We start from the raw sequence: 24,205 nt of genomic DNA on the forward strand, positions 1-24,205 counted from the left end.
GAGTGAAAAACGGATGTTTTTTTATGTATTAAATCCAATAATTTATACTCGATAAAACAGTCTTATTTATTGCTTTGTCTAAAATAAACTTCGGTGGCACCTAAACCATATTTTTGATAATTGGCGTCTTGAAAATCTATTCCATCATAACGGCCCAATAAAAAATCAAGTTCGGCTTTTAAGATTCCTTCGCCAACGCCGTGAATAAAAACAATTTTTGGAATGCGATTTCTGATCGCAAATTCAATGTGTCTTTTTGCGGTTTCAGTCTGTAAAGTTAAAATGTCATAATTTGACATACCGCGTTTATTTGGAACTAGCTTTTCGATATGCAAATCAAATTCTGGAGCCGAAATTTCGCGTTTATCTTTCTTTTCTTTTACAAAACTTCTAGGTTTTGGCTCTGTTTTTTCTTTCGAAATCTCATCTAAATTAATTCTTTTAATAGAATTCATTAAATTACTGGAATCGTGAATTTTAAGCAATTCATTGACAAAAAATGTCATCATAAATCCATCTTCAGTTTCAATCAAAACTTCCTTGTTTTTAACTGAAACAACTGTTCCGTTTATGGCTTCATCTAAAACTGAAACCTTATCTCCTTTAGTCAACATCCTGCTCCTCTTTATCTTGATTTTTACTCGGTGTTTTTGCACTCAGTTGCATCATTCCATACATGAAAACTACAATTGCAATTACCATTATATAGATATTTTTTTCTTCAGAAACCTGCTCATATAACGCAACCGAAATAGCAAGAATCATTATTAAAATTTTAAACGCTTTCATTTTCTTTAAGTATAAGTTTTCAAAAGTATGAAACTTTAAAATAGCAGTTCTCAACTCTTGAAATGATATCCAATATTTTTTTGTAAAATTGCACAAAACAATCACCGTGAGTTTAGAAAAATATATGATCCCTTGCCTCTTCAAAACCCTCTTCGGAATAGAGTGTTTAGGCTGTGGTTTTCAGCGTTCTTTATTCTTACTTTTTAAAGGTGAATTTTTAGCCGCTTTTTATATGTATCCGGCGGTCTATTCTATGCTTTTATTTTTCATTTTTGTGGCTTTGTATTTTTTAGACAGATCGAGAAATTATAAAAAAATAGTTTGGAATTTAGCTTTCTTCAACTTGATTTTTATGGTTGGCGGTTACTTTTATAAACACTTTTACATCTAATTTTTGTAAGAATTATTTTTTGATCTGATTCAAAATATCGTTCATCATTTCAATCTGTACTTTTTGAATTTCGATTAATTCCTGCTGTTGATGCATAATCAAATGATCAATTTTATCATGAATCATTCTGATCTCTAATTCTGATTTTAAGTTGATCATATAATCTTTTTTTGCACGATTTCTATCTTTCTCTTCCTGACGATTTTGGCTCATCATAATGACTGGCGCCTGCAATGCGGCAATACAGGATAAAATCAAATTCAGCAAAATAAACGGATAAGGATCAAAACCTTTATTCAATAAAATATAAACGTTTGCCCCAATCCAAAGCACAATAAAAAATAAAAAAGAAAGAATAAACGTCCAGCTTCCGCCAAAGTCAGCTACTTTGTCAGCTATTTTTTGACCAAAACTTCTTGTTTCTGCTTCATCTTCAATAATACTCACTATTGATTTATCTTCTTTTAAGGAAGCAATAACACTCTTCTCAAGATCAGAAAGCGCTCCTATTTCTGTAGACAAATAATTCGAAATGTATTTTTGGCGGTATTCATTTAATTCTTTTACGGCAATGCAGTCATTATCATTAAACGACGGAAAATCTTTTATTATAAGCCCTAAAATAGGGTCGTGTATCGATTTGCCCCAAATTTTCTCACTTTCCGGAAAATCAAGATCAGAAATAGCACTTTTAAAAGTCAAATTGTTTTTCATTTTTATAAATTTTACTGGCTAATTTACGCATTTAACTTCTTAAGAATCATATAAAAAATGAGCATTTATAATTCTTTTATTTATCACAAATAGAATCGGCAATACAAAATTTCTTTAGTTAATTCGTGTCCTTATTTACAAAAAACGCCTTACTTTTAACGTTTCAAATATCCATTCAATTTTACAATTGTGACCAAAGACAATATCATACAAAATATTAAGGCTTTAAAAAGCCATTCTAATATAAATTACGGAATCAAAACCAAAACAGAAGATTTTACCGAGAAACTTTTCTATACCCTTTTTGATTCTAATGCCAATTTAGATTTAAGCATTGATGAACTCGAAATATGCTTTAAGGAAATTGCGGTTCTTGCCTGTAAAAAACCAGAAAATTTATGCGAATCGATTTGGGATCGATTTCTCGAAAAATTGCCAGGAGTTTTAGAAAAATTAAATCAAGATGCCGAATATATTTTAGAAAATGATCCAGCATCAAACAGCATTGATGAAGTTTATTTAGGATATCCAGGTTTTTATGCCATTGCTATTTATAGATTAAGCCACGAATTATACAAGTTAGATTTATTATTATTTTCCAGGTTAATGAGCGAATATGCACATAGAATTACCGGAACTGATATTCACGCCGGTGCTCAAATTGCATCGCCCTTTTTTATAGATCACGCGACAGGAATTGTTATTGGGGAAACTACGGTTATCAAAAAACACGTAAAAATTTATCAAGGCGTTACTTTAGGCGCTTTGAGTGTAAGCAAAGAAATGAAAAATGCAAAAAGACATCCAACGGTAGAAGCGAATGTCTGTATTTATGCCAACGCTACTATTTTGGGTGGAGAAACTGTCATCGGAAAAAATAGTATTGTTGGCGGAAATTCCTGGATTACCAAATCGGTTCCAGAAGATTCCATCGTTCTGAACACTACTACAACTGAAGTTAAAATAAAAGAAAAAAAATAAAATGGGTCCACAGAAATTGCTAAACCTAATTGGAAATACTCCATTGATGGAAACTGTCAATTTGGTTAAAAATAAAAACGTAAAACTTTTGCTCAAACTCGAAGGAAACAATCCCGGAGGAAGCGTAAAAGACAGGGCAGCATATAACATGATTGCTTCGGCTCTTGAAAGAGGCGAAATTAAAAAAGGAGACAAACTTATTGAAGCAACAAGCGGCAACACAGGAATCGCTTTAGCAATGATTGCGCAATTGTTTCAAATCGAAATAGAATTGGTTTTACCCGAAGATTCTACAAAAGAAAGAACACAAACCATGCGAGCTTATGGCGCTACAGTTATTTTAACGCCTGCTGAAGACGGAATTATTGGTTCGCGGGACTATGCCGACAAAAAAGTGGCAGAAGGCGGTTACATCATGTTAAATCAGTTTGCGAATCACGACAATTGGAAAGCGCATTATAAAACAACTGGACCAGAAATTTGGAATGATACCGAAGGAACCGTAACGCACTTTGTTTCGGCTATGGGGACAACAGGAACAATTATTGGAACTTCGACTTATTTAAAAGAAAAAAATCCAGCAATTCAAATCGTGGGCGCGCAGCCAAGCGATGGATCTCAGATTCCTGGAATTCGAAAATGGCCTCAGGAATATTTACCTAAAATATTTGATGCATCAAAAGTGGATACTGTTGTTGATGTAAGCGAAGAGGAAGCCCGCGAAATGACCAAAAGACTAGCACTAGAAGAAGGCGTTTTCGCCGGAATGAGCAGTGGTGGCTCTGTAGCAGTTGCCCTAAAAATTGCCGAAAAATTAGAATCCGGCGTTATTGTAGCTGTCATTTGTGATCGGGGTGATCGTTATTTGTCTTCGGATTTATTTGATTGAAAAAGAGGAACAAAGGTTCAAAGTTACAAAGGTTCAGAAACAGAAATAAGTTCTTTAAAACCTTAAAAAACTTTGAACCTTTGTCGCTTATACCTTTTAACCTCAAAAAAAAATTATGCTCTACAGAAAACTAGGAAAAACGAACTTTAACATCTCTGAAATTTCACTTGGTACTTGGCAAGTTGGAGGAAAATGGGGATCAGGTTTTAATGATAAAACTGCAGATGAGCTTATACATACTGCAATTGATAATGGTGTTAATTTTATTGACACTGCTGATGTTTATGAAAATGGATTAAGCGAAACTGCTGTTGGAAGAGTGGTTCGTTCTCGATCTGAGCGTATTTATGTAGCTACAAAATGCGGCCGTTTTATTAATCCGCATGTGAGTGAAGGCTATCAGCCAAAAGTGCTTCAAAAATATATTGAAGACAGTTTAAAAAGAACGGGATTAGAAACTTTGGACTTAATTCAGCTGCACTGCCCTCCTACTGAAGTTTTTTACCGACCTGAAATTTTTGAATTATTCGACCGGTTAAAAGATCAGGGCAAAATTTTGAATCTGGGCGTAAGTGTAGAAAAAGTCGAAGAAGCATTAAAAGCAATCGAATATTCGAATGTAACGACAGTTCAAATTATTTTTAATTTATTTCGTCAGCGCCCGTCGCAATTATTTTTCTCCGAAGCTAGAAAAAAAGACATTGGAATTATTGCCAGAGTTCCTCTGGCAAGCGGGCTTTTAACTGGTAAATTTGATGCAAAAACAACTTTTGATTCGCAGGATCATCGCAACTTCAATAGAAACGGAGATGCTTTTGATAAAGGAGAAACTTTCTCTGGAATTGATTATGAATTAGGTTTAAAAGCCGTTGAAAAACTAAAAGCTTTATTTCCTGAAACTCCAAACCTTGCTCCTATTGCCTTGCAGTGGATTTTAAGTTTTCAAGATATAAGCTGCATAATTCCAGGTGCTTCGAAAGCAAGTCACGTTGAGTCTAATTTATCGGTTTATGATTTACCTAAATTAACTTCTGAGAAGATTGCAGCTATGAATGCAATTTATGAAGAATATATAAAACCTTCAGTACATCATTTATGGTAGCCTTCTAAGATACTAAGATACTGAGGTTCTGAGATTTAAGTTTTTTTTAATCTCAGCGTCTTAGAATCTCAGAACCTTAGCATCTTTAAAAAAATCCACGCAACTATTTTTGGTTTTATACATCTATGTATAAAACTAACCTTCAATCACTAACCATGAAAAAATTAAGTTTTATACTAACAACTCTTTGTCTATTTTTTGTTTCGTGCAGTAATGACCGCACTGATAATTCTGATGCTAAAGAAAATGACATGCAACAATTAGAAAAAATGTATCAGGAAATTTTAACGCTTTCTAAAGTTAATTCAGAAACCTGTACAGATTCAAAAGATTGGGATTTTACTGCAATTGGCGCAAAAGCATGCGGTGGACCAGAAAAATTTATTGTTTATTCTAAAAAAATAAACACAGCCGAATTTTTAGCTAAAGTAAAAACCTATACTGATGCAAGAGTAGCATTTAATGGAAAATGGAATATTTTTTCGACCTGTGATATTGTCTCGCCACCCGCCGGAGTTGGGTGTGTAGATGGAAAACCTACGTTATTAAGAAATACCGCTTTTTAAAACAAACTGAATTTTCTCATTTTAATCTTAGCAACTCAGAACCTTAGAACCTTAGCAACTCCTAAAAAAAAAACTATACCTCAAATTCAATTTTAAATTCGGCTCCTCTATTTTTACCTTCGCTTTTAGCACTAAGATCGCCTTTATTTCTTTCGATGATTTTTTTGCACAAGTAAAGACCAATTCCGGTTGAAAGTTCATTTGCAGTTCCTAGTCGGCTCATTTTGGTGAATTTTTTGAATAATTCTTCAATCTGATCTTTATTAAAACCAATTCCTTTGTCAGCAACTGTTATAATTAATTTAGAATCTTCGTTATAAATTCGGACTTTAATTTCACTGTCAAAATAAGAGAATTTAATAGCGTTGCTGATTAAATTTACTAAAACCTGAACCAGCAATCCCTCATCAATTCTAAGTTTAGCTTCAGTTGTTTCTAAACTTAAATTCATATTTATGTTTTTATCAATCAGTCGCTGTTCGACTTGTTCATTAATAAAAGGTACAATATTTGAAAAATTAACAAGTTTTGCTTCCGGATTTAATTTTACAACCTGATCCTGTTCTTTTAATAGTTTGATAAAATTTTCTATGTATCGGAATTGAAGATTGGTCGATTCGCAAATTAACTCGGCTAAATGCTTTACCGATTCTGATGGATTCTCACTTAATATTAATTGTGCCAAACCTTGCGGATTTCCAGCAAAATTTTTCAAATCATGCGAAAGCATATAAATTAAATCCTGTTTTTCATTTATAAAACTTTCAGATTCATATATAGATTCCTGAATATTACACATCAGCAAACCTGCTTCGTCCGTATATTCCGTAGGCAAAACAGATAATTTTCGATTGTTTCTATAATCGTCTAACGATTTTGAGGCAACAGCAATAGGCTTAATCAATTGGTTTAATACCAAAAGAGTTACCAAAGTTGCCAGCAAAGTCATAATGAGAGAAAAAACTAAAATAGAAGTTGGCGAAATAGTATGACTTGAATAAAGCACAAAAAATAAAATTCCGATCAAAGGAATATGAATACCTATAAAAGCTACAAACAAAAATTTAAACGCATAACTTTTTTTTAGAAAGCTTATTTGTGAAAGATTATGATACAACTTCATAAAAAAATAACAATACTATAGGTTAAAAATGTAGCTTTTAGGGCAATTGCTAAAAACAAAGTTAACTTATAAACGCAATTAAACTAGTAAATTGAAGAATTTGATAAAATATTTTAAAATTTAAATTTATAAAAGTTTACAAACCCTTATTTTTGCGCTATGGGAAGAAAAAATACAGACAAAGTTGTCTTTCATCAAATCCAGGTTCTTGATGCTGGAGCAAAGGGAGTATCAGTAGCGAAGGCTCCTGACGGAAAAGTAATCTTTATTCCGAATGTAGTACCGGGTGATGTAGTTGACGTACAAACTTTCAAAAAAAGAAAAGCCTATTATGAAGGCAAAGCCGTAAAATTTCATGAATTTTCAGAACATCGCATCGAACCAATATGCGAGCATTTTGGAGTTTGTGGAGGATGCAAATGGCAAAATATGAAATACAGCCAACAATTGTATTACAAACAAAACGAAGTGAAAAATCATTTACAGCGTATTGGAAAAGTTGAACTCCCTGAATTCGAAAGTATTTTGGGTTCAGAAAAGCAGTTTTTTTACAGAAACAAAATGGAATTTTCGTTTTCTAATGCTCGTTGGTTAACAGAACAAGAAATTGGAAGTTCAGAAGATTTAGGAAACAGAAATGCGCTTGGATTTCATATTCCGAAAATGTGGGATAAAATTCTTGACATTCAAAAATGTTATTTGCAGGAAGATCCGTCGAATGCTATTAGAAATGAAATCAGAGATTTTGCTAACGAACATAATTTAGCATTCTTTAATCCAAGAGAACAATCTGGATTATTAAGAACTTTTATGATTCGTACGGCTTCTACTGGCGAAATCATGGTTTTGATTCAGTTTTATGAAAATGACAAGAAAAATCGTGAATTGATTTTAGATCATTTATATGAAAAATTTCCACAGATAACTTCATTGCAATATGTGGTAAATTCAAAACAAAACGATACCATTTACGATCAAGACATTAAATTATATAAAGGTAGAGATTATATCCTTGAAGAAATGGAAGGTTTAAAATTCAGCATCAATGCTAAATCTTTTTACCAGACTAATTCTGATCAAGCTTACGAACTATACAAAATTACACGTGATTTTGCTGGACTTTCTGGCAATGAAACCGTTTATGATTTATATACTGGAACTGGAACTATTGCACAATTTGTTTCTAAAAAAGCAAAAAAAGTAATTGGAGTAGAAAGTGTTCCAGAAGCAATTTTAGACGCTAAGGCAAATGCAGAACGCAATAATATTACAAATTGCGAGTTTTTTGTTGGAGACATGAAAGTTGTATTTAACGAAAGTTTTATTGCACAGCACGGAAAACCAGATGTTATTATTACAGATCCGCCAAGAGACGGGATGCATAAGGACGTTATTGAGCAAATCTTGAAAATTGCTCCTAAAAAAGTAGTTTACGTAAGTTGTAATTCCGCAACACAGGCGCGCGACTTGGCTTTAATGGATGAAAAATATAAAGTTACACGTGTTAGGCCGGTTGATATGTTTCCGCAGACACATCATGTTGAAAATGTTGTACTTTTAGAACTTCGATAACAAAATTATAGATGAAAAAAATAATTGCTTTTCTATTGCTCTTCACTTTTGGATTGTCAAGCTGCGAGAAAGATGACATTTGTGATCCAGATACACCAACAACGCCACGGTTAGTAATTACTTTTTATAATGCTAATAGTCCGTCAGAACTGAAAGAAGTAACTGATTTGAAAGTAACTGGAGAAGGACAGCCAAACGGAATTATTTTTAATGAAAGTGGAATTGATGACGCGAAATATCTTGCAAACGGAAGCACTATTTCTATCCCGCTAAGAACAGATGCCACATCATCGACTTTTAAATTTGTTTTAGATTCTGAAAATGATAATCCGGCAGCAATAAATGAAGATGAAATAACATTTAATTATAAAACTCGAAATGTATATGTTTCCAGAGCCTGTGGTTTTAAAACAATTTTCGAATTAAATCAAGATGAAGTTGGACCACCAGCAACTACGCCTTTTACGCAGATCGATTCAGACGCTAAGGGATTATGGATGCAGCAAGTTTATGTAAAACAATATAATGTTGAATTTGAAAATGAAACACACATTGAAATATATTTCTAGTTTTTGCTTATTGTTTTCAATGTTTTTGGGTCAGGCTCAAGAAACGTCAACTACAACAGTAACAAAAGAGATTGTTCCGGTTAAATCAAAAACAGAAGCTGCAAAACCAGTTTTGCAGGAAGTTAAACCTGACAGTATAAAAACGGATCGTTATGGTCTTCGCGTAGGTCTCGATTTGTACAAATTGACCCGCGGATTATACGACAATGACTATAAAGGAATTGAAGTTACAGGTGATTTTCGTTTAACAAAAAAATACTATTTAGCGGCAGAACTTGGGTTTGAAGACAAAACTACTGATGACGACAGATTAAATTCAACTGCAACAGGAACTTATATTAAAGGTGGTTTTGATTACAATTTGTACCAAAATTGGCTCGATATGGAAAACTTAATTACAATTGGTTTACGAGGCGGATTTAGTACTTTTAGTCAGGAATTAAATAGCTATAAAATTTACAATCCAAATCCATATTGGGGCGAACAGCCTGCAATTGCTGACGGTCAAAAATATAACGGATTATCTGCAAGCTGGATTGAGGTTGCAATGGGCGTAAAAGCAAAAGTTTTTAATAACGTATTTGTAGGCTTTGGCGTGCAGCTGAAAATGTTGGTTACCAATAGCAAACCTTCTGGTTTTGATAATCTCTATATTCCAGGATTTAATAGAACTTACGACGGAAGTTTTGGAATTGGCTTTAACTATACGGTTTCTTATTTTATTCCGATTTATAAGAAAAAAACAATAATACCAGCCGTAACTAAAAAGCCAGCACCTAAAAAATAATAGATTTTACAAAAAATAAAATCCCCGAATTCATTCTTTAATAATGAATTCGGGGATTTTTATTTTTATTTTTATTTTAAGATAACTGAAAAGCTACTGCAGCATTTGAATGTATTAAAGCAGTATCAAAAACAGGAACTTTTAAATCCTCAGGTTTAATTACTAACGGAATTTCAGTGCAGCCTAAAATAATTCCTTCAGCTCCTTCTTGTATCAATTGATTCGCTATTTCTAAGTAACGTTTTTTTGTTGCATCTGTTACAAGTCCTCTACCTAATTCTTCAAAAATTGTAGTGTGAATAAAATCTTTATCTTCTTGATTTTGCGGAATAATGGCTTCAATTCCTTTTGCCGCTAGTTTATCTTTAAAGAAATCAAGCTCCATTGTAAACTTGGTGCCCAATAAACCTACTTTTTTTATTTCTTGCTTTTGAATTTCAGCAGCCGTTGCCGTTGCAATATGAATAATTGGCAAATCAATAGCTTTCTCAAGTCGGTCAGCTATAAAATGCATTGTATTAGCGCACAAAACAATTGCTTCTGCCCCGCCCGATTTTAAGAACTCACAGCCTTTCAAAAGCATATTAAAAGTAGAATCCCAATCGTTGTTTTCGTTATTTCTTTTAATATCAGCATAATTGAAAGAGTAAATCAAACATTCTGAGAAATTTAAATCTCCCATTTTTTCGTTTATTCCCTGATTTATAAGTTTGTAATAATCTGCAGTAGAAACCCAGCTAATGCCGCCTATAAGTCCAATTATCCTCATAAAATTTTATTTAATTTCTTTAACTCCTTTTAAGAAAATCCATTTCATAAAAAGTTTCTCTCCGTCTTTCGTTTTCACAGCTTGAAATTGAGGTGAAATTAAAGTCGCCACAATAAAAGCGGTAATCGGAATCCAATAACCTGTTAATTCTGTATAAGCCGCAATTATATATCTTCCTGAAATAAACAAAATTGCGAAACATCCTAATTGATATAAAAAAGCTCTTACTTGTAGTTTTGTCATTTTTTTTTAAGTTACTAAGGTTCTGAGATTCTAAGATGCTAAGTTTTTTTCTTAGACCTATATTTCTGAACCTTAAAATTATTATTACAAATCTTAGTATCTTAGAAACTTAGCGTCTAAGAACCTTAAATCTGAAATTTCGTTCTCTTGCTTCCTTCGTACATTTCGTATTTTACTAGACGCGCTTCTAAACTTGCGTTGAAAAGTTTGATTTTACGTGAAGGTTTTAAACCTACAAATTTCAAGGCTTCTAGATTTGCTGTAATGAACCAAGCGTTTGTTCCTGGGTAGCTTTTCTTTAAAGTATCTCCAATATTTTTGTAAAATTCTTCCATATGAATATCTAAACGCTCATCATAAGGAGGATTGAAAACCATATGCAGTTTTCCTTCAACCTCTTTTTCTGAATCAAAAAAGTTATCTTCTGAAATCGTTACATAATCGTCAAGATTTGCATTTTTGATATTGTCTTTAGCTTTGTTTACTGCACTTGGTGCTTTATCAAAACCTTTTATAGTATAATGAAATTCCTTTGTTTTCTTCATTAAACTGTTTACAATCTGATCAAATAAATCGTTGTCCCAGTCTTTCCATTTTTCGAAGGCAAATTCTTTTCTGTTGATGTTTGCCGGAATATTACACGCGATCATTGCCGCTTCTGCTAAAAAAGTTCCAGATCCGCACATTGGGTCTAAAAAGTGACTTTGGCCTTCCCATCCTGATAACAACAAAATTCCTGCAGCTAAAACTTCGTTTATAGGTGCAATGTTTGTTGCAGTTCTATAACCACGCTGATGCAATGAATTTCCAGAAGTATCTAAAGCGACGGAAACCTGATCTTTGTCGATATGAATGTTTATTCGTAAATCTGGAAAAGCTTTGTCAATACTAGGACGCTGACCAGTTCTTTCTCTAAATTGGTCTACAATTGCATCTTTACATTTTTGAGAAACAAACTCAGAGTGATTAAAATATGTAGAATGCACGGTTGCATCGATAACAAAAGTCTGGTTGGCATTTAATAACTTCGACCAGTTTACGCCAGAAATACCTTTATATAATGCCTGTTCGTTATTTGCTCTAAATGAGTAAATAGGTTTTAAAACTTTAAGCGCAGTTCTAAGTGATAAATTGGCTTTGTACATAAAACCTTTATCTCCTTTAAAGCTTACCATTCTCACGCCTTTTTCTACATCCTGAGCACCAAGTGCACGCAATTCCTGTTCTAATATTTCTTCAAAGCCAAAAAAACATTTGGCAATCATTCTAAAATTTTCTTCCATCTTTATTTTTGTATTAAAAAACAACTCCAATCGCAGGCGTACTTAGATTATTCAGGTATCCTAACGAAATAGTTATTTTTCGGCAAAAATACACTAAATTTGCGGTACTTTGAATTAATTGAAATAGAATAAATGTCTGAAGCACCTAACTCACCAACACCAAATCAGGAGCGTAACACCGAAAACTGGTTTACTTCTTGGTTTGACACTCCGTATTATCACATTCTTTATAAAGACCGAAACTACCGAGAAGCCCAGATTTTTATGGACAATCTTACGCATTATCTAAACCTTCCTGAAAAAGCGAAAGTATTAGATTTAGCCTGCGGAAAAGGGCGTCACTCGATTTATTTAAATCAACTCGGGTTTAATGTCTTGGGAGCCGATTTATCTGAAAACAGCATTGCCGAAGCCAGCAAGAACAGTAATGAAAACCTGCATTTTAAAGTGCATGATATGCGCGAGCCGTTTGACGAAAAATTTGATGCAATATTTAATTTGTTTACGAGTTTTGGTTATTTCGAAAGCGATGATGACAATCTCACAACTTTAAAAGCAATCAAAGAAAGTTTATCTGAATACGGTTTCGCCGTGATTGATTTTATGAATGTTGCACAGGTTATCGATACTTTAGTTCCTGAAGAAGTAAAAACTGTAGACGGAATCGATTTTAAAATTAAAAGATATGTTGAAGATGGGCACATTCTAAAAGAAATTGATTTTGAAGATCAAGGCAGAAAATATCATTTTACAGAAAAAGTAAAAGCCTTAACTTTGAAAGATTTCGAAGAATTAATGGCCGAAGCTGGTATTTTTCTATTAGATATTTTTGGAGATTACAAACTCAAAAAATTTCACAAAACCGAAAGCGAAAGATTAATCATGATTTTTAAATAGGTTTAACTGTTAAATAATTAAACAAAACCGATTAAACAAAATAATGAACTACTTACTACCCTTATTCTCTGTACTTTTAGGATATATTGTGGCTTTGTTTATAAAACCAGAAAACAAAACCAACTTAAAACTGCTGCTTGCTTTCAGCGGTTCATTTTTGTTGTCATTAACTGTAATGCATCTTCTGCCAGAAGTTTATAGTACTCACAATCATAATATTGGTGTGTTTATAATGGTTGGAATTTTGTTTCAGATTATTTTAGAATTTTTCTCAAAAGGTGCAGAACACGGGCACGTTCACGGGCATGCAAAAATGTCTCAAATTCCGTGGTTGCTTTTTATCAGTCTTTGTATTCATGCCTTTTTAGAAGGTTTTCCCGTAAGCCATCATCATGACTTAGCTTTAGGAATTGCCATTCATCATTTGCCAATTGCCGTAATTTTGACGACATTTTTCATTAATGCCGATTTAAACAAAAAAGCCATTTTTGCCTTTATGCTGACTTTCGCCATTATGACGCCGTTAGGCACAATTGCATCTCAATATTTACCATTTTTAAACGATTATTATACTGAAATAACTGCAATCGTAATTGGTATTTTATTCCACATTTCATCGACTATTATTTTTGAAAGCAGTGAAGGCCATAAATTTAATATTGCCAAAGTTTCAATGATCGTTCTTGGAATTTTACTGGCATTCTTCTTATAATAAATTTAGATAATGTGTCAATGAGATAATTTTCTAATTGACACATTATTTAATTATCTAACTAATTCGCTCTCTTTTTCTCATCCTGATTTCCAAAAGCACGCTCTTTTACATTGATTTTTTTGTTTCCAAAATTATAAACCACAGATAAACGAACAAATCGGTTGCTTTCATTTTGGCTGTAGACTTGTTTTACGCCATTGACAATTGAAACATCGTTTTTTAAGTATGAAGTATTAAAAATATCGTTTACTAAAAAGGCAATCTGCATTGTTTTGTTTAGCAAATCTTGTTTAAAACCAATATTTAAACTTGACGTATATCCTGTATCATATAAACCGCTTTTATAAGGCGTTGTATAATTAAAATCTATTTGCAATTTGCTTGCTTTACCCAATGAAAAGGTGTTATTTGTTGAAAAATCAACCTGAAGACCATTTGCTGGTGTTGCATTAATATCTTTAATAAATTTAATTTTAGACCCTAGAAAATACAATGAATTCTCACTCTCCCACCAATCTGCAAAATTAACTGAGTACGTTTCTCCAATTCCAAAATTAAGACCTTTAAAATAATTTTCTCTCGTTATCACCTGTGTCATTGTTTCTGGGTTTGCAGTAAATATTACGCCATAACCATCTGTAATCGAATTTAAGAAAAAACTGGTTCTCAATATCTTTTTGTATGAATGTGAAAATTCAAAATTGTCGCTAAAAGAAGGTTTTAAAAACGGATTCCCTTCTGAATAACTATTACTGCTTATATAAATTCGAAACGGGTTTAACAACGAAAAACTCGGTCTGCGAATTCTCCTTCCATAATTCAGACTAAAACTGTTGTTTTCATTTTTATCATAAGAAGCATAAAAAGTCGGAAATAATTTAAAATAATTATTTATGGTTTCCTGATTCATGTTTTTTGAAAAACCATTTGTTTGCGTATTTTCTAATCGCAATCCCGCTTGAAAATTCCATTTTTCATTGATTTTTTTAGCTGCACTAATATAGATGGCCTGGTTATTTTCGGTATATTTGAATTGATTTGATTGATTCGTATCTAGTTCTGGAGTTCCCGTAATAGTGTTAAAAAAAACAGCATCACTATTACTTTTTGTAAAACTCACTTTCGCTCCATATGACAAGTTTAAAGCTTGAAATGGATGTTCCATATCAGCCTTAAAGCTCAAATTATCAATATTCTGATTCGAAATATTTCGTCCTGATTGATTTACGTCAACAAAAGTTCCATCTGATGTATAATTATTAGCTATAAAATTTCTGTCGAATTTTGAATTATAAGTAAAGTAATCTGCATCAAATGATAATTTTCGGTTTAGAGAATCAAGTTTAGTAATCAAATGCAAATTATATGTTTGATTGCCCGTTTTCTTATCTAAAAAGCTCTCATTAACTATATAACTCTCTAATTCATTTTGAGTATTGTATTTATTAATTCTAATGTCCGAGTCAAAATCAGGATTGCTTTTATCTTTTAAAAATTGAAAACCAATTGTTGTTTTTTCTGAAAAATCATAATCCAAAGCTAGTTTTCCAGATAGGTTTTGCTCATTTAATTTCGTTCTTGCATTCATTTTCGATGGTCCTTCAACAAAATACATATCTAAGGCCTCATCAATATTTCTATAACCCGTTTTTCCGTTAACGCTGGCCGAAAGCCGAAATTTATTTTTATTGTAAAAGAAATTATTTCTTAAGGTAAAAATACCATATTTACTTTGATCATATGAAGCAGTGGTTGTGTTTTTCCATGAATCGCGAGCACCTTTTTTCATAATAATATTAATCAATCCGCCAGTTCCTTCGGCTTCATATTTTGACGGAGGATTAGTTATTATTTCGATATTCTTAATATCACTTGCCGAAATAGATTTAAGGAAATTATTTAGCTCTTCACCTGTTAATTCAATCATTCTTCCATCGATCATAACGCGAGAAGTTCCTTTTCCTAATATATTAATAGCATTATTTTGCACCACAACTCCAGGTGCTGTGTTTATAGCGCTTAAAGCGTCTCCGCCAACGGTTGTAACATTGTTTTCAAGATTATAAACCAAACGATCTGTTTTTTGTTCGATGGTTTTTTTCTTCGTTTGAATAACAACTTCGCTAAGATTTGTCGTATTTTGTTTTAAAATGATTGTTCCTAAATCAGTATCATTTTCTATTTTAAATTCTTTTTCATAATCTGCAAATTCTGAAAGGCTGATTGCAATTTTATAAGACCCATTTTTAAGATTGATTTCAAAACTGCCATCTTGTTTAGATGTAGTTCCGTCGATAATTTTTCCTTCTGAATTTGATATAGAAACATCAGCCCATTGTAATGGAGTTGTTTCGCGTGCTATTTTCCCTTTTAATTTAAATGATTGTGCTAAACAAAATAAAGGCAATAATAAAAAGATAAGGAGGTTTGCTTTTTTCATGATTTCTAATTTTAAAACTTGTTTCGATTAATTTGAAGCAAAGTTGCCTTAGAAGTTTTGATAATGCGACCGACAAAAAAAAGTCGAACCAATTTCTATTCAAGAAATCAGTTCGACTTTATCAGGCATGAAGTACGACTTTTTACAAACCGCTAATTACGAAGCATTTCGGAAAGCTGTAGGCGTTAATTTGGTGTATTTTTTAAAATAAGTATTAAAGGATGATTTAGAATTAAAACCTACTTCATATAAAATTTCCAAAACTGTCAAATCACTTTTTAAAGGATTTTTCAAAATAGCCATTGCTTTTTGAATGCGATATTCATTTACAAAATCAAAAAAATGCTGATCAATATGATGATTGATCAAGACTGATAAATCCCGAACCGGAATATTAATTTGATTGGAAAGTTCCTGAATAGTCAGCGACGGATCAAGATAAGGTTCTTTTTCTGCCATATACTGCTTCAAAGTCAAAATTTGAGCTGTAATAACCTCATTTTGATTGTTTTTTATTTCAGTACTGTTTTCATCTCTCTTCGGAAGGATATCTCTTGCTAATTGCAATTTTGAATCGATTCCTCTAAAAAGTTCAGGATGGTTGAGTGCCTTTAATACAAACCAACAGGTTATTGTTAAAACCAGAAACTGCATAATTACATTTGCCCAGATCCATAATACCTCAAGATCAATATATCTTAAAACATTCTTTGCTATTGACAAATAATACAAAATAAAGAGCACAGTAGCTATTTGAAATAACCATTTAAAAATAGACGTTTTAGGATTAGCATAATTTTCCTGGTAGATTTCTCTATATTTTTTTAAAACCAAAAAAACTGCAATGCTGTAAAATACAATTTGCATACCCAGCATCAATTGAAAACCATACAATTCAGGCAACTGACTTCGGTGGTCATAAAATCGTATTTTTTCTGCATTATCTAAAAAGTACAGTCTGATTATAAAAACAGCATTTGTGATTAAAAATGGAATTGCGTGAAACAAATGCTTGATTTGCAATCTAAAATCGGTAAAACAGACTGATAAAATATAGAGATAAAAAGCGGGAATTATCAGGGCACAAGTACTCCATCTGAAAAACTCTAAATTAAAATGATTTCTAATAAAATCCTCATTGATAAAAATACCGATATTGTCGATTGCAAAAACGATCAAATAGGAAGCAAATAGTCTGTTTGCTAATTTATTTTGAGTTTTTACAGTAAATAAAAATAATGCCAGTAATAATGAAACAAAAACTGACATCCCGCTCATAATACTTAAAAGACCATCTACATTCATTACTTTTATATTATTAAACAAATATATATTTAGTTATTTAACAGAAATCAGAGAAATACATTATGCATTTCTGTAAGCTGTCGGCGTTAAATTTGTATATTTTTTAAAAGAAGTATTAAATGATGATTTTGAATTAAACCCAACTTCATATAAAATTTCTAAAACTGTTAAATCACTTTTTAAAGGATTTTTCAAAATACGCATTGCTTTTTGAATCCTATATTCATTTACAAAATCAAAAAAATGCTGGTTCATATTATGATTAATCAAAACCGATAAATCCCGAACGGGAATATCAATTTGATTGGCAAGTTCCTGAATAGTAAGCGACGGATCAAGAAAAGGTTCTTTTTGATTCATATATTCTTTCAATGCCAAAATCTTACTAGAAACTACATCATCTTGAATATTAGATGATTGTAATTTTTCTTCAACTTCAGGCAGAATATCTTTTGTTAATTTTAATCTGGAGTTAATTCCTCTAAAAAGTTCAGGATGATTTAAGGCTTTCATGACTAGCCAGCAAGTAATAAACAAGGCCACAGTTCCTACTATTACATTCAACCAAAGAAAGATTTGCTTATAATCGCTATAGCGTAATAAATTTTTTAATGCCACTAAACAGTGCGCGATAAGAAAAACAGTAGTCATCTGAAAAAGATACTTATAAGTTGATGTACTAGGATTGGTATAATTTTCAAGATAAATCTCTCTATATTTCTTCAAAATTAAAAATGCACTCACAATATAAAACACATATTGAAATTCAATCAAAATCTGAATTAAATATATTTCAGGCATATGATCAAGATCTCCGGATAAAAGTTTCAAACCTGAATCACTAGCCATATAAAATCTTGGAAGAAATACTAAATTAACTATTATAATAGGAAGCAAATGCCCTAAATGTTTCCACTTTAATTTAAAATCAGAATAGCAGACTGCCAAAACATACAAGTAAAATAAAGGCATTGCCAGCAGGCAAATCGTCCATCTAAAAATAAAAAGATCAATATAATGCTGAATAAAATCAAAAACAAAAAATCCGCTAAGATCAATAGCAGAGACAATAAAGAACCAAGCAAATAAACGGTTAGCTAATTTATTTTCGGTTTTAACGGTAAATAAAAAAAACGCCATCAATAAAGACACAAAAACCGAGATCCGTGCAATCCCTTGCAGCAAGCTTAATCTATCCATTAATTTTATATATTTAACAAATATAATATTTTAGTTCTTTTATTAGCAAGGATTCAAGAAAGTCATTGTTTAGATGAGAATTACGACAAAAAAGAGAAAAGAAATTAAATCTTTATGACTTTGCTGTCTAAATTTCGAGATTGCAATAAAAAAGATTAATTTTGGCTAGTCCAATAACAGCGAAAAATGACATTTACCAAAACAACTGAACAAGCATCAAAGTATGAACATTTAGAAAAAATGTCTGTAAATGAATTGCTTACCAATATTAATCAAGAAGACAAAACTGTTCCTCATGCTGTAGAAAAAGTAATTCCACAAATTGAAGCCTTAGTAGAACAAGTTGTAGCCAAATTAAAACTTGGTGGAAGAATTTTTTATATTGGTGCCGGGACATCGGGCCGCTTAGGCGTGGTCGATGCCTCTGAATGTCCTCCTACTTTTGGAGTTCCTTTTGATCTCGTAAATGGAATTATTGCCGGCGGTGATACTGCAATTCGACGCGCAGTAGAAAATGCCGAAGATAATGCAACACAAGCCTGGCTTGACTTAAAAGCCTATCATATCAGTGAAATTGATATAGTTATAGGTATTGCAGCTTCTGGAACTACACCTTATGTTATTGGCGGATTAGAAACCTGCAATCAAAATAATATTGTTACAGGATGCATTACCTGCAATGCTGGTAGTCCTTTAGCGTTAACAGCTCAATTTCCAATTGAGGTGGTTGTTGGTCCTGAATTTATAACAGGAAGTTCTAGAATGAAAGCCGGAACAGCTCAAAAATTAGTTCTCAATATGATTTCGACCGCAGCTATGATTCAGCTAGGAAAAGTGAAAGGCAATAAAATGGTCGATATGCAATTAAGCAACATCAAATTGGTCGATCGCGGTGTTAAAATGATTATGGAAGAAGTTCCTGTTTCATATGATGAAGCATCAGAATTATTAAAAAAATACGGCAGCGTGAGAAATGCTGTTGATAATTATTTAAAGTAAAAGTCTTCGGTGAAATGTAAGATGTTGTTAACACAAAGTTTGACAACCTAAAACCTGAAACTTTCAAAACCTGAAACAAAAATGGCAACAAATAAAGAATTATTAGAAAAAGGAATTAAATACTTATCAGGTTCTTTGCCTCTTTTGTTTATTGGGCCTACACTGATTTATAATGCTTTTATGAATCAGCATACCAACTGGCATTATTTGGTTTTAGGAATTGGAATCGTTGCTTGCCTGAGCGCAATGTTTTTAATCTTTTACGGATTGAAAATTATTATGAAAGGTTTGTTTAATGACTAATTTAGTTCTTTAGTCACTCTTATTTAAATATTTATCCAAAATAAAATGGAAAGTTTAATTCACATTCAAAAAACCTTCGAGAAAGTCATTTATATTGACAAAAAAATAAACAATCGGGAGTTTGAAGATTGTGTTTTTAAAAACTGTGATTTCTCTAACAGCAATTTTGCTTACAATACTTTTTTAGACTGCGAATTTATCGATTGTAATTTGTCGATGACCAGTTTATTAGGTACCAATTTAAAAAATGTTATTTTTAAAAACTGCAAGCTTTTAGGGATTGCTTTTAATGAATGCGACGATTTTTTATTTCAAGTTTATTTTGAGGAAAGTACTTTAGATTATGCTGCTTTTTCGAATAAAAAAATGCCTAAAACAAAATTTATCAATTCATCTTTAAGAGATGTTACATTTATTGGAACAAACTTAACAAGTTCTGTTTTTGATAATTGTAATTTAGAAGGTGCTATTTTTAATGATACACAGTTGGCATCTGTCGATTTTAGAACGGCTTACAATTATAAAATTGATCCTGAATTTAATCCGATGAGAAAAGCGCAATTTTCTACACAGGGAATCGTGGGACTTTTAGATAAATACGATATTAAAATTGTATAATTATGGAAACTAAAGAATCTTATTTAGAAAGCGTTAAAAAACAGTTTTTATATTATAAAATGCTGGGCGAAAAATCGATAGATCAATTAGAGCCACAACAGCTTTTTGTTTCAATAAATGAAGATACAAACAGCATCGCTACTATTATAAAACACATTTCAGGAAATATGCTCTCTCGATGGACAGACTTTTTAACTTCTGATGGAGAAAAAGAATGGCGCAACCGCGATGCAGAATTTGAAAATGATCTTCAAGCAAAGGAAGAAGTTCTTGATATTTGGAACAAAGGCTGGAAAGTATTTCTTGACACTTTAAATAGTTTGAAACCCGAACAGCTTTCTGATATTATTTATATTCGAAATGAAGGACATACGGTTATTGAAGCCATTAACCGCCAGCTGGCACATTATCCTTATCACGTTGGCCAGATTGTTTTTTATGCCAAACAATTAAAAAACACTTCTTGGGAGAGTTTATCAATTCCGAAGAATAAATCTGGAAATTACAACGCTGAAAAGTTTGCCAAGGAAAAAGAAATTAAGAACTTTACTGACGATGAGTTAAAAAGGCTGCAATGATAAAATTTCATTCTGACTTAGGTGGGATTTGGTATTGGATTTTAATTAAATTCTGCGAAACAAAATTATCAGATGAACAATCTGGAAAAAACACAAGACGAAATTTATTCTTCCTGAGTTTTCTTAATATCGCTTTTGTCTTAATTATCACTGTTTTTCTTATTTATACTCTATAGTACTAGCCCTAATTGAAATGGAAAGCAGTAAACAGCTTCAAAAAAATAACATAATTTAAAATGAAAAAAATAACATTTCTACTTCCATTACTGGCATTAATATCTTGTTATGATGCTGAACACAATTGCAAAGATTTCAAAAACGGAAAATTCAAATTTGAATTTGAAGTAAACGGTGTAAAAAAAACAACCTTTTTTGAACGCAAAGACAGTATCGAAATTGAAACTTTTGACGGTAAAACAGATACATCGGTTGTACGCTGGGTAAGTGACTGCGAATATATTTTGCAGAAGAAACATCCCAAAAATATGGCTGAAGAAAAGGCAATCAGCATGAAGATTCTAACGACTTCTAAAGATTCTTATACTTTCGAATTTGGAATGGTTGGCTCTGACCAAAAGCAGCGAGGAAAAGTCTTTAAAACTGAATAATAAAATTAAGTTCCCATTTTGGGACTTTTTTTTTGATATGCCACGAAGGCGCTAGGACGCAAAGTTTTATTCTCACAATGCAAAACCTTTGTCACTTTGCCTCTTTGTTGATTTGAACCTTATATCAACTTATATCACAAAATAATGAAAGGTGTTTCTTTTACATTTCTATTTTATATAGTATTTTAGAACTTTAATCTAACCTAATGAAAAATACCATTTCGCATAGAGTTGCCGACTTTTTAAAGGGCTTCCCTCCTTTTAATTTCTTACATCAAAAGGATTTAGAAAAACTTTCTGAACAAATTTCTATTGTATACAAAGATAAAGATGCTATTATTTTTGCTGAAAACGAAAAAACACATGACTCATTTTATGTTGTGCATAAAGGTGCTGTCGCTTTAAAGAAAAGTACAAAAAATACTGTTTTAGACATGTGTGACGAAGGTGATATTTTTGGATTACGTCCGCTTTTGGCTCAGGAAAATTATATTATGGAAGCTGTTGCACATGAAGAATCAATTTTATACGCTATTCCGATTGCGGTTTTTAAGCCATATGCACTGGAGAACAGAACGGTTGGCAATTTCTTGATCGAAAGTTATGCTTCAAACACTCGAAATCCTTATTCCGATATTCATAAAGATAAGTTGTATGGAGATAATTTAATTCATGAAAACCTGCATTCTAGCAACGACTCTTTTGATTTACAACCCATTAAATATTCTAAAAAAATTGTTACCTGTTCACCGTCAACCACTGCGAGGGATGTTGCCAAGATTATGAACAAGAAAAAAGTCGGGGCGATATTAATTGTAGATGAAATGCTGCCTATAGGAATTATTACTGATAAAGATTTACGAAACAAAATCGTTACGGGCGATTATTCGATTTTGACGACAGCAGAAACGATAATGACAAAACCTGTTATTACGTATCCGAAAAAGATGACTGTGACTGAAGCTCAAATGGCAATGATGAAAAGTAACATTAGCTATCTATGCCTCACTAAAGACGGGACAACAAATACTAAAGCGGTCGGAATTTTATCGAAACACGACGTTATGGTAGCGTTAGGAAATAACCCGGCAGTTTTAATAAAAGCCTTAAAGAGAGCAAAAAAGGTGAAAGAAATTAAACCTATTCGAAACCGAATTATGCAATTGCTCCAAGGATATTTAGATCAAAATATTCCGATGACATTAATTTCTAAAATTATAACAGAATTAAATGAGGCCTGTACAACTCGTGTGATCGAAATGTCGATTGAAAAAATGAGCAGTCCGCCTCCAGTTAAATTTTCTTGGTTAGCTCTCGGAAGTCAAGGAAGAAGCGAACAAATGCTGCATACAGATCAAGATAATGCGATTGTTTATGAAAATGTTTCTGATGTTTTTAAAGATGAAACAAGAATATACTTTTTAAAATTCGCTGCCCTTGTAAATAAAGGTCTATTTGAGATTGGCTATGATTACTGTCCAGCGGAAATGATGGCTTCGAACCCAAAATGGTGCATGAGCCTTGACGAATGGAAAAACCAGGTAAAACATTGGATCACAAATCCGGGGAAAAATGAGGTTCTGTTGTCGTTCATTTTTTTTGATTACAGCGTAACTTATGGTGATACGGAGATAGCGAGTCAATTATCTGATTCTATTTTTGAAAATGTAAAAGCAAATCCTATTTTTTATGTTCATTTAGTCAGCGGTGCATTGCAAAGTCCATCGCCAACAGGTTTTTTTAGACAGTTTCTAGTTGAGCAAGATGGCGCCAACAAAGATAATTTTGATATTAAAAGAAGAGCATTAATGCCTTTGACTGATGCAGCAAGAGTTTTAATTTTGTCACATTCTGTTAAATCGATTAGTAATACAGCAGAACGATTTGAAAAATTAGCTGAATTAGAACCTAATAATAGAGAACTATATTTATCATGTTCGTATTCGTTTAAAGCTTTATTAAAATTTAGAACGAAACAAGGGCTTTTAAACCATGATTCTGGACAATTTATTGCTTTAGAAACCTTATCGAAAATGGAAAAAATAAAACTGAAACGAACTTTTAAAACTATTAAGGAACTTCAGGAACTTATTTCCGTACGTTTTAATATTTCAAATTTGGTATAATATGAGTTTATTCAATTTTTGGAAGAAAGAAGAAAATGTCTTCGATGAAAATACTACAATTGAAGAAACACGCTTTGTTGTATTAGATACAGAAACTACAGGATTTGATTACGAAAATGACCGAATTTTATGTATTGGTGCACTTGTACTGCAAAACGGTATTATTTCGATTCAAGATAGTTTTGAAGTTTATATAGAACAAGATCATTACGATAAATCTACTGCTCAGATCCACGGAATTTTAAAGGCTTTCGTGATTCAACGCCCGAGTGAAATAGAAGCTTTACAGCAATTTTTAACTTTTTTAGGAGATTCGATTATTATTGCGCATCATACTATTTTTGATGTTACTATGATCAATAAAGCCTTAGAAAGAAATGGTTTGCCAGAACTAACAAATAAAAGATTAGATACTGCCATTTTGTATAAAAAAACTTTAATAAAATCTCACTTATTTGAGCGCAAAGATCATTATACATTAGACGACCTTGCAGACAAATTTGATATTTCTAAAAAAGATCGTCACACTGCTCTAGGCGACGCTTATATAACTGCAATTGCCTTTCTGAAAATTGTAAAAAAATTAAAAGAGAAGAAGGAGATTAATTTGAATCAACTTTTTAAGTAATAAAAGTTTG

General features: G+C 32.1%; 27 protein-coding genes. 17 read left to right on the top strand and 10 right to left on the bottom strand.

Annotated elements, in window-relative coordinates; all coding sequences use genetic code 11:
* Positions 1-62: 62 nt before the first annotated feature.
* Together IR010_RS03915 and IR010_RS03920 are read right to left on the bottom strand one after the other, a co-directional pair.
* Entirely contained in the window at positions 63-614 is a 552-nt protein-coding gene (locus IR010_RS03915; RefSeq protein ID WP_194601765.1) for a Smr/MutS family protein, read from the bottom strand.
* Positions 604-789: a hypothetical protein gene (locus IR010_RS03920; protein WP_029269253.1), complete on the bottom strand. Its 186-nt coding sequence runs from the start codon at positions 787-789 to the stop codon at positions 604-606. Before IR010_RS03920 ends, IR010_RS03915 begins: the two co-directional genes overlap by 11 nt.
* Positions 790-913: 124 nt before the next feature.
* On the opposite strand from IR010_RS03920, the gene IR010_RS03925 reads away from it, so the two are divergent.
* On the top strand, positions 914-1,180 hold the full coding sequence (locus IR010_RS03925) for a DUF2752 domain-containing protein (protein ID WP_228515107.1): 267 nt from the start codon (positions 914-916) through the stop codon (positions 1,178-1,180).
* A gap of 12 nt (positions 1,181-1,192) precedes the next feature.
* On the opposite strand, the gene IR010_RS03930 is transcribed toward IR010_RS03925, so the two are convergent.
* The gene (locus tag IR010_RS03930; protein WP_194601767.1) at positions 1,193-1,894 is read right to left on the bottom strand and encodes a DUF1003 domain-containing protein; all 702 of its coding nucleotides are present in this window, start codon (positions 1,892-1,894) and stop codon (positions 1,193-1,195) included.
* A gap of 189 nt (positions 1,895-2,083) precedes the next feature.
* On the opposite strand from IR010_RS03930, the gene IR010_RS03935 reads away from it, so the two are divergent.
* The 4 genes from IR010_RS03935 (at position 2,084) to IR010_RS03950 (ending at position 5,432) form a co-directional block, all read left to right on the top strand.
* Positions 2,084-2,875: a serine O-acetyltransferase gene (locus IR010_RS03935; RefSeq protein ID WP_029269248.1), complete on the top strand. Its 792-nt coding sequence runs from the start codon at positions 2,084-2,086 to the stop codon at positions 2,873-2,875.
* Position 2,876: 1 nt separating this feature from the next.
* A complete protein-coding gene (cysM, locus tag IR010_RS03940; protein WP_194566855.1) occupies positions 2,877-3,764 on the top strand; it encodes a cysteine synthase CysM in 888 nt (295 codons plus the stop codon).
* Between the two features lie 115 nt (positions 3,765-3,879).
* Positions 3,880-4,866: an aldo/keto reductase gene (locus IR010_RS03945; protein ID WP_194566856.1), complete on the top strand. Its 987-nt coding sequence runs from the start codon at positions 3,880-3,882 to the stop codon at positions 4,864-4,866.
* Positions 4,867-5,021: 155 nt separating this feature from the next.
* The gene (locus IR010_RS03950; protein ID WP_194566857.1) at positions 5,022-5,432 is read left to right on the top strand and encodes a hypothetical protein; all 411 of its coding nucleotides are present in this window, start codon (positions 5,022-5,024) and stop codon (positions 5,430-5,432) included.
* Positions 5,433-5,505: 73 nt separating this feature from the next.
* Here IR010_RS03950 and IR010_RS03955 read toward each other — a convergent pair whose 3' ends face one another.
* The gene (locus tag IR010_RS03955) at positions 5,506-6,492 is read right to left on the bottom strand and encodes a sensor histidine kinase (protein ID WP_228515080.1); all 987 of its coding nucleotides are present in this window, start codon (positions 6,490-6,492) and stop codon (positions 5,506-5,508) included.
* Positions 6,493-6,714: 222 nt separating this feature from the next.
* On the opposite strand from IR010_RS03955, the gene rlmD reads away from it, so the two are divergent.
* Genes rlmD through IR010_RS03970 form a run of 3 tightly spaced genes read left to right on the top strand, consistent with a single transcriptional unit; the run spans position 6,715 to position 9,483 of the window.
* Positions 6,715-8,127, top strand: a complete 1,413-nt coding sequence (gene rlmD / locus IR010_RS03960; RefSeq protein ID WP_029269238.1) for a 23S rRNA (uracil(1939)-C(5))-methyltransferase RlmD — start codon at positions 6,715-6,717, stop codon at positions 8,125-8,127.
* A gap of 11 nt (positions 8,128-8,138) precedes the next feature.
* Positions 8,139-8,696 carry a DUF6452 family protein gene (locus IR010_RS03965; protein ID WP_029269237.1) on the top strand — a complete coding sequence of 186 codons (558 nt, stop codon included), beginning with the start codon at positions 8,139-8,141 and terminating at the stop codon, positions 8,694-8,696.
* On the top strand, positions 8,668-9,483 hold the full coding sequence (locus tag IR010_RS03970; RefSeq protein WP_029269236.1) for a DUF6048 family protein: 816 nt from the start codon (positions 8,668-8,670) through the stop codon (positions 9,481-9,483). The genes IR010_RS03965 and IR010_RS03970 overlap by 29 nt, the downstream gene beginning before the upstream one ends.
* Positions 9,484-9,559: 76 nt before the next feature.
* On the opposite strand, the gene IR010_RS03975 is transcribed toward IR010_RS03970, so the two are convergent.
* From IR010_RS03975 to IR010_RS03985, 3 genes are all read right to left on the bottom strand, one after another.
* On the bottom strand, positions 9,560-10,252 hold the full coding sequence (locus IR010_RS03975) for an aspartate/glutamate racemase family protein (protein WP_029269234.1): 693 nt from the start codon (positions 10,250-10,252) through the stop codon (positions 9,560-9,562).
* A gap of 6 nt (positions 10,253-10,258) precedes the next feature.
* The gene (locus tag IR010_RS03980) at positions 10,259-10,495 is read right to left on the bottom strand and encodes a hypothetical protein (protein ID WP_029269232.1); all 237 of its coding nucleotides are present in this window, start codon (positions 10,493-10,495) and stop codon (positions 10,259-10,261) included.
* 125 nt (positions 10,496-10,620) lie between these two features.
* Positions 10,621-11,778 carry a class I SAM-dependent RNA methyltransferase gene (locus IR010_RS03985; protein ID WP_029269230.1) on the bottom strand — a complete coding sequence of 386 codons (1,158 nt, stop codon included), beginning with the start codon at positions 11,776-11,778 and terminating at the stop codon, positions 10,621-10,623.
* A gap of 132 nt (positions 11,779-11,910) precedes the next feature.
* On the opposite strand from IR010_RS03985, the gene IR010_RS03990 reads away from it, so the two are divergent.
* Both IR010_RS03990 and IR010_RS03995 read left to right on the top strand, forming a co-directional pair.
* Complete coding sequence (locus IR010_RS03990; RefSeq protein ID WP_029269228.1) at positions 11,911-12,675, top strand: class I SAM-dependent methyltransferase; 765 nt, start codon at positions 11,911-11,913, stop codon at positions 12,673-12,675.
* Between the two features lie 43 nt (positions 12,676-12,718).
* Entirely contained in the window at positions 12,719-13,387 is a 669-nt protein-coding gene (locus IR010_RS03995; RefSeq protein ID WP_029269226.1) for a ZIP family metal transporter, read from the top strand.
* 61 nt (positions 13,388-13,448) lie between these two features.
* Here the strand turns inward: IR010_RS03995 and IR010_RS04000 are convergent, their stop codons facing one another.
* The 3 genes from IR010_RS04000 to IR010_RS04010 all read right to left on the bottom strand — a co-directional run bounded on the left by IR010_RS04000 (position 13,449) and on the right by IR010_RS04010 (position 18,335).
* A complete protein-coding gene (locus tag IR010_RS04000) occupies positions 13,449-15,830 on the bottom strand; it encodes a TonB-dependent receptor domain-containing protein (RefSeq protein ID WP_194601770.1) in 2,382 nt (793 codons plus the stop codon).
* Positions 15,831-15,986: 156 nt separating this feature from the next.
* The gene (locus IR010_RS04005) at positions 15,987-17,156 is read right to left on the bottom strand and encodes a helix-turn-helix domain-containing protein (protein WP_228515082.1); all 1,170 of its coding nucleotides are present in this window, start codon (positions 17,154-17,156) and stop codon (positions 15,987-15,989) included.
* Between the two features lie 39 nt (positions 17,157-17,195).
* On the bottom strand, positions 17,196-18,335 hold the full coding sequence (locus IR010_RS04010; protein ID WP_194601772.1) for a helix-turn-helix domain-containing protein: 1,140 nt from the start codon (positions 18,333-18,335) through the stop codon (positions 17,196-17,198).
* 186 nt (positions 18,336-18,521) lie between these two features.
* On the opposite strand from IR010_RS04010, the gene murQ reads away from it, so the two are divergent.
* From murQ to IR010_RS04045, 7 genes are all read left to right on the top strand, one after another.
* Complete coding sequence (gene murQ, locus IR010_RS04015; protein WP_029269218.1) at positions 18,522-19,334, top strand: N-acetylmuramic acid 6-phosphate etherase; 813 nt, start codon at positions 18,522-18,524, stop codon at positions 19,332-19,334.
* A gap of 81 nt (positions 19,335-19,415) precedes the next feature.
* Positions 19,416-19,637, top strand: coding sequence for a DUF6095 family protein (locus IR010_RS04020; RefSeq protein WP_194601775.1), 222 nt, complete (start codon positions 19,416-19,418; stop codon positions 19,635-19,637).
* Between the two features lie 45 nt (positions 19,638-19,682).
* The gene (locus IR010_RS04025) at positions 19,683-20,255 is read left to right on the top strand and encodes a pentapeptide repeat-containing protein (RefSeq protein WP_194566868.1); all 573 of its coding nucleotides are present in this window, start codon (positions 19,683-19,685) and stop codon (positions 20,253-20,255) included.
* 2 nt (positions 20,256-20,257) lie between these two features.
* Complete coding sequence (locus IR010_RS04030) at positions 20,258-20,833, top strand: DUF1572 family protein (protein WP_194601777.1); 576 nt, start codon at positions 20,258-20,260, stop codon at positions 20,831-20,833.
* Between the two features lie 236 nt (positions 20,834-21,069).
* A complete protein-coding gene (locus IR010_RS04035; protein WP_194601780.1) occupies positions 21,070-21,441 on the top strand; it encodes a DNA topoisomerase IV in 372 nt (123 codons plus the stop codon).
* A 206-nt stretch (positions 21,442-21,647) separates the two neighbouring features.
* Positions 21,648-23,567, top strand: a complete 1,920-nt coding sequence (locus tag IR010_RS04040) for a DUF294 nucleotidyltransferase-like domain-containing protein (protein WP_194601783.1) — start codon at positions 21,648-21,650, stop codon at positions 23,565-23,567.
* Position 23,568: 1 nt separating this feature from the next.
* Entirely contained in the window at positions 23,569-24,195 is a 627-nt protein-coding gene (locus tag IR010_RS04045) for a PolC-type DNA polymerase III (RefSeq protein WP_029269206.1), read from the top strand.
* Positions 24,196-24,205 lie beyond the last annotated feature (10 nt).

It is taken from the genome of Flavobacterium sp. MR2016-29 (assembly GCF_015350695.1).
In the GTDB taxonomy this organism is placed as follows: Bacteria; Bacteroidota; Bacteroidia; order Flavobacteriales; family Flavobacteriaceae; genus Flavobacterium.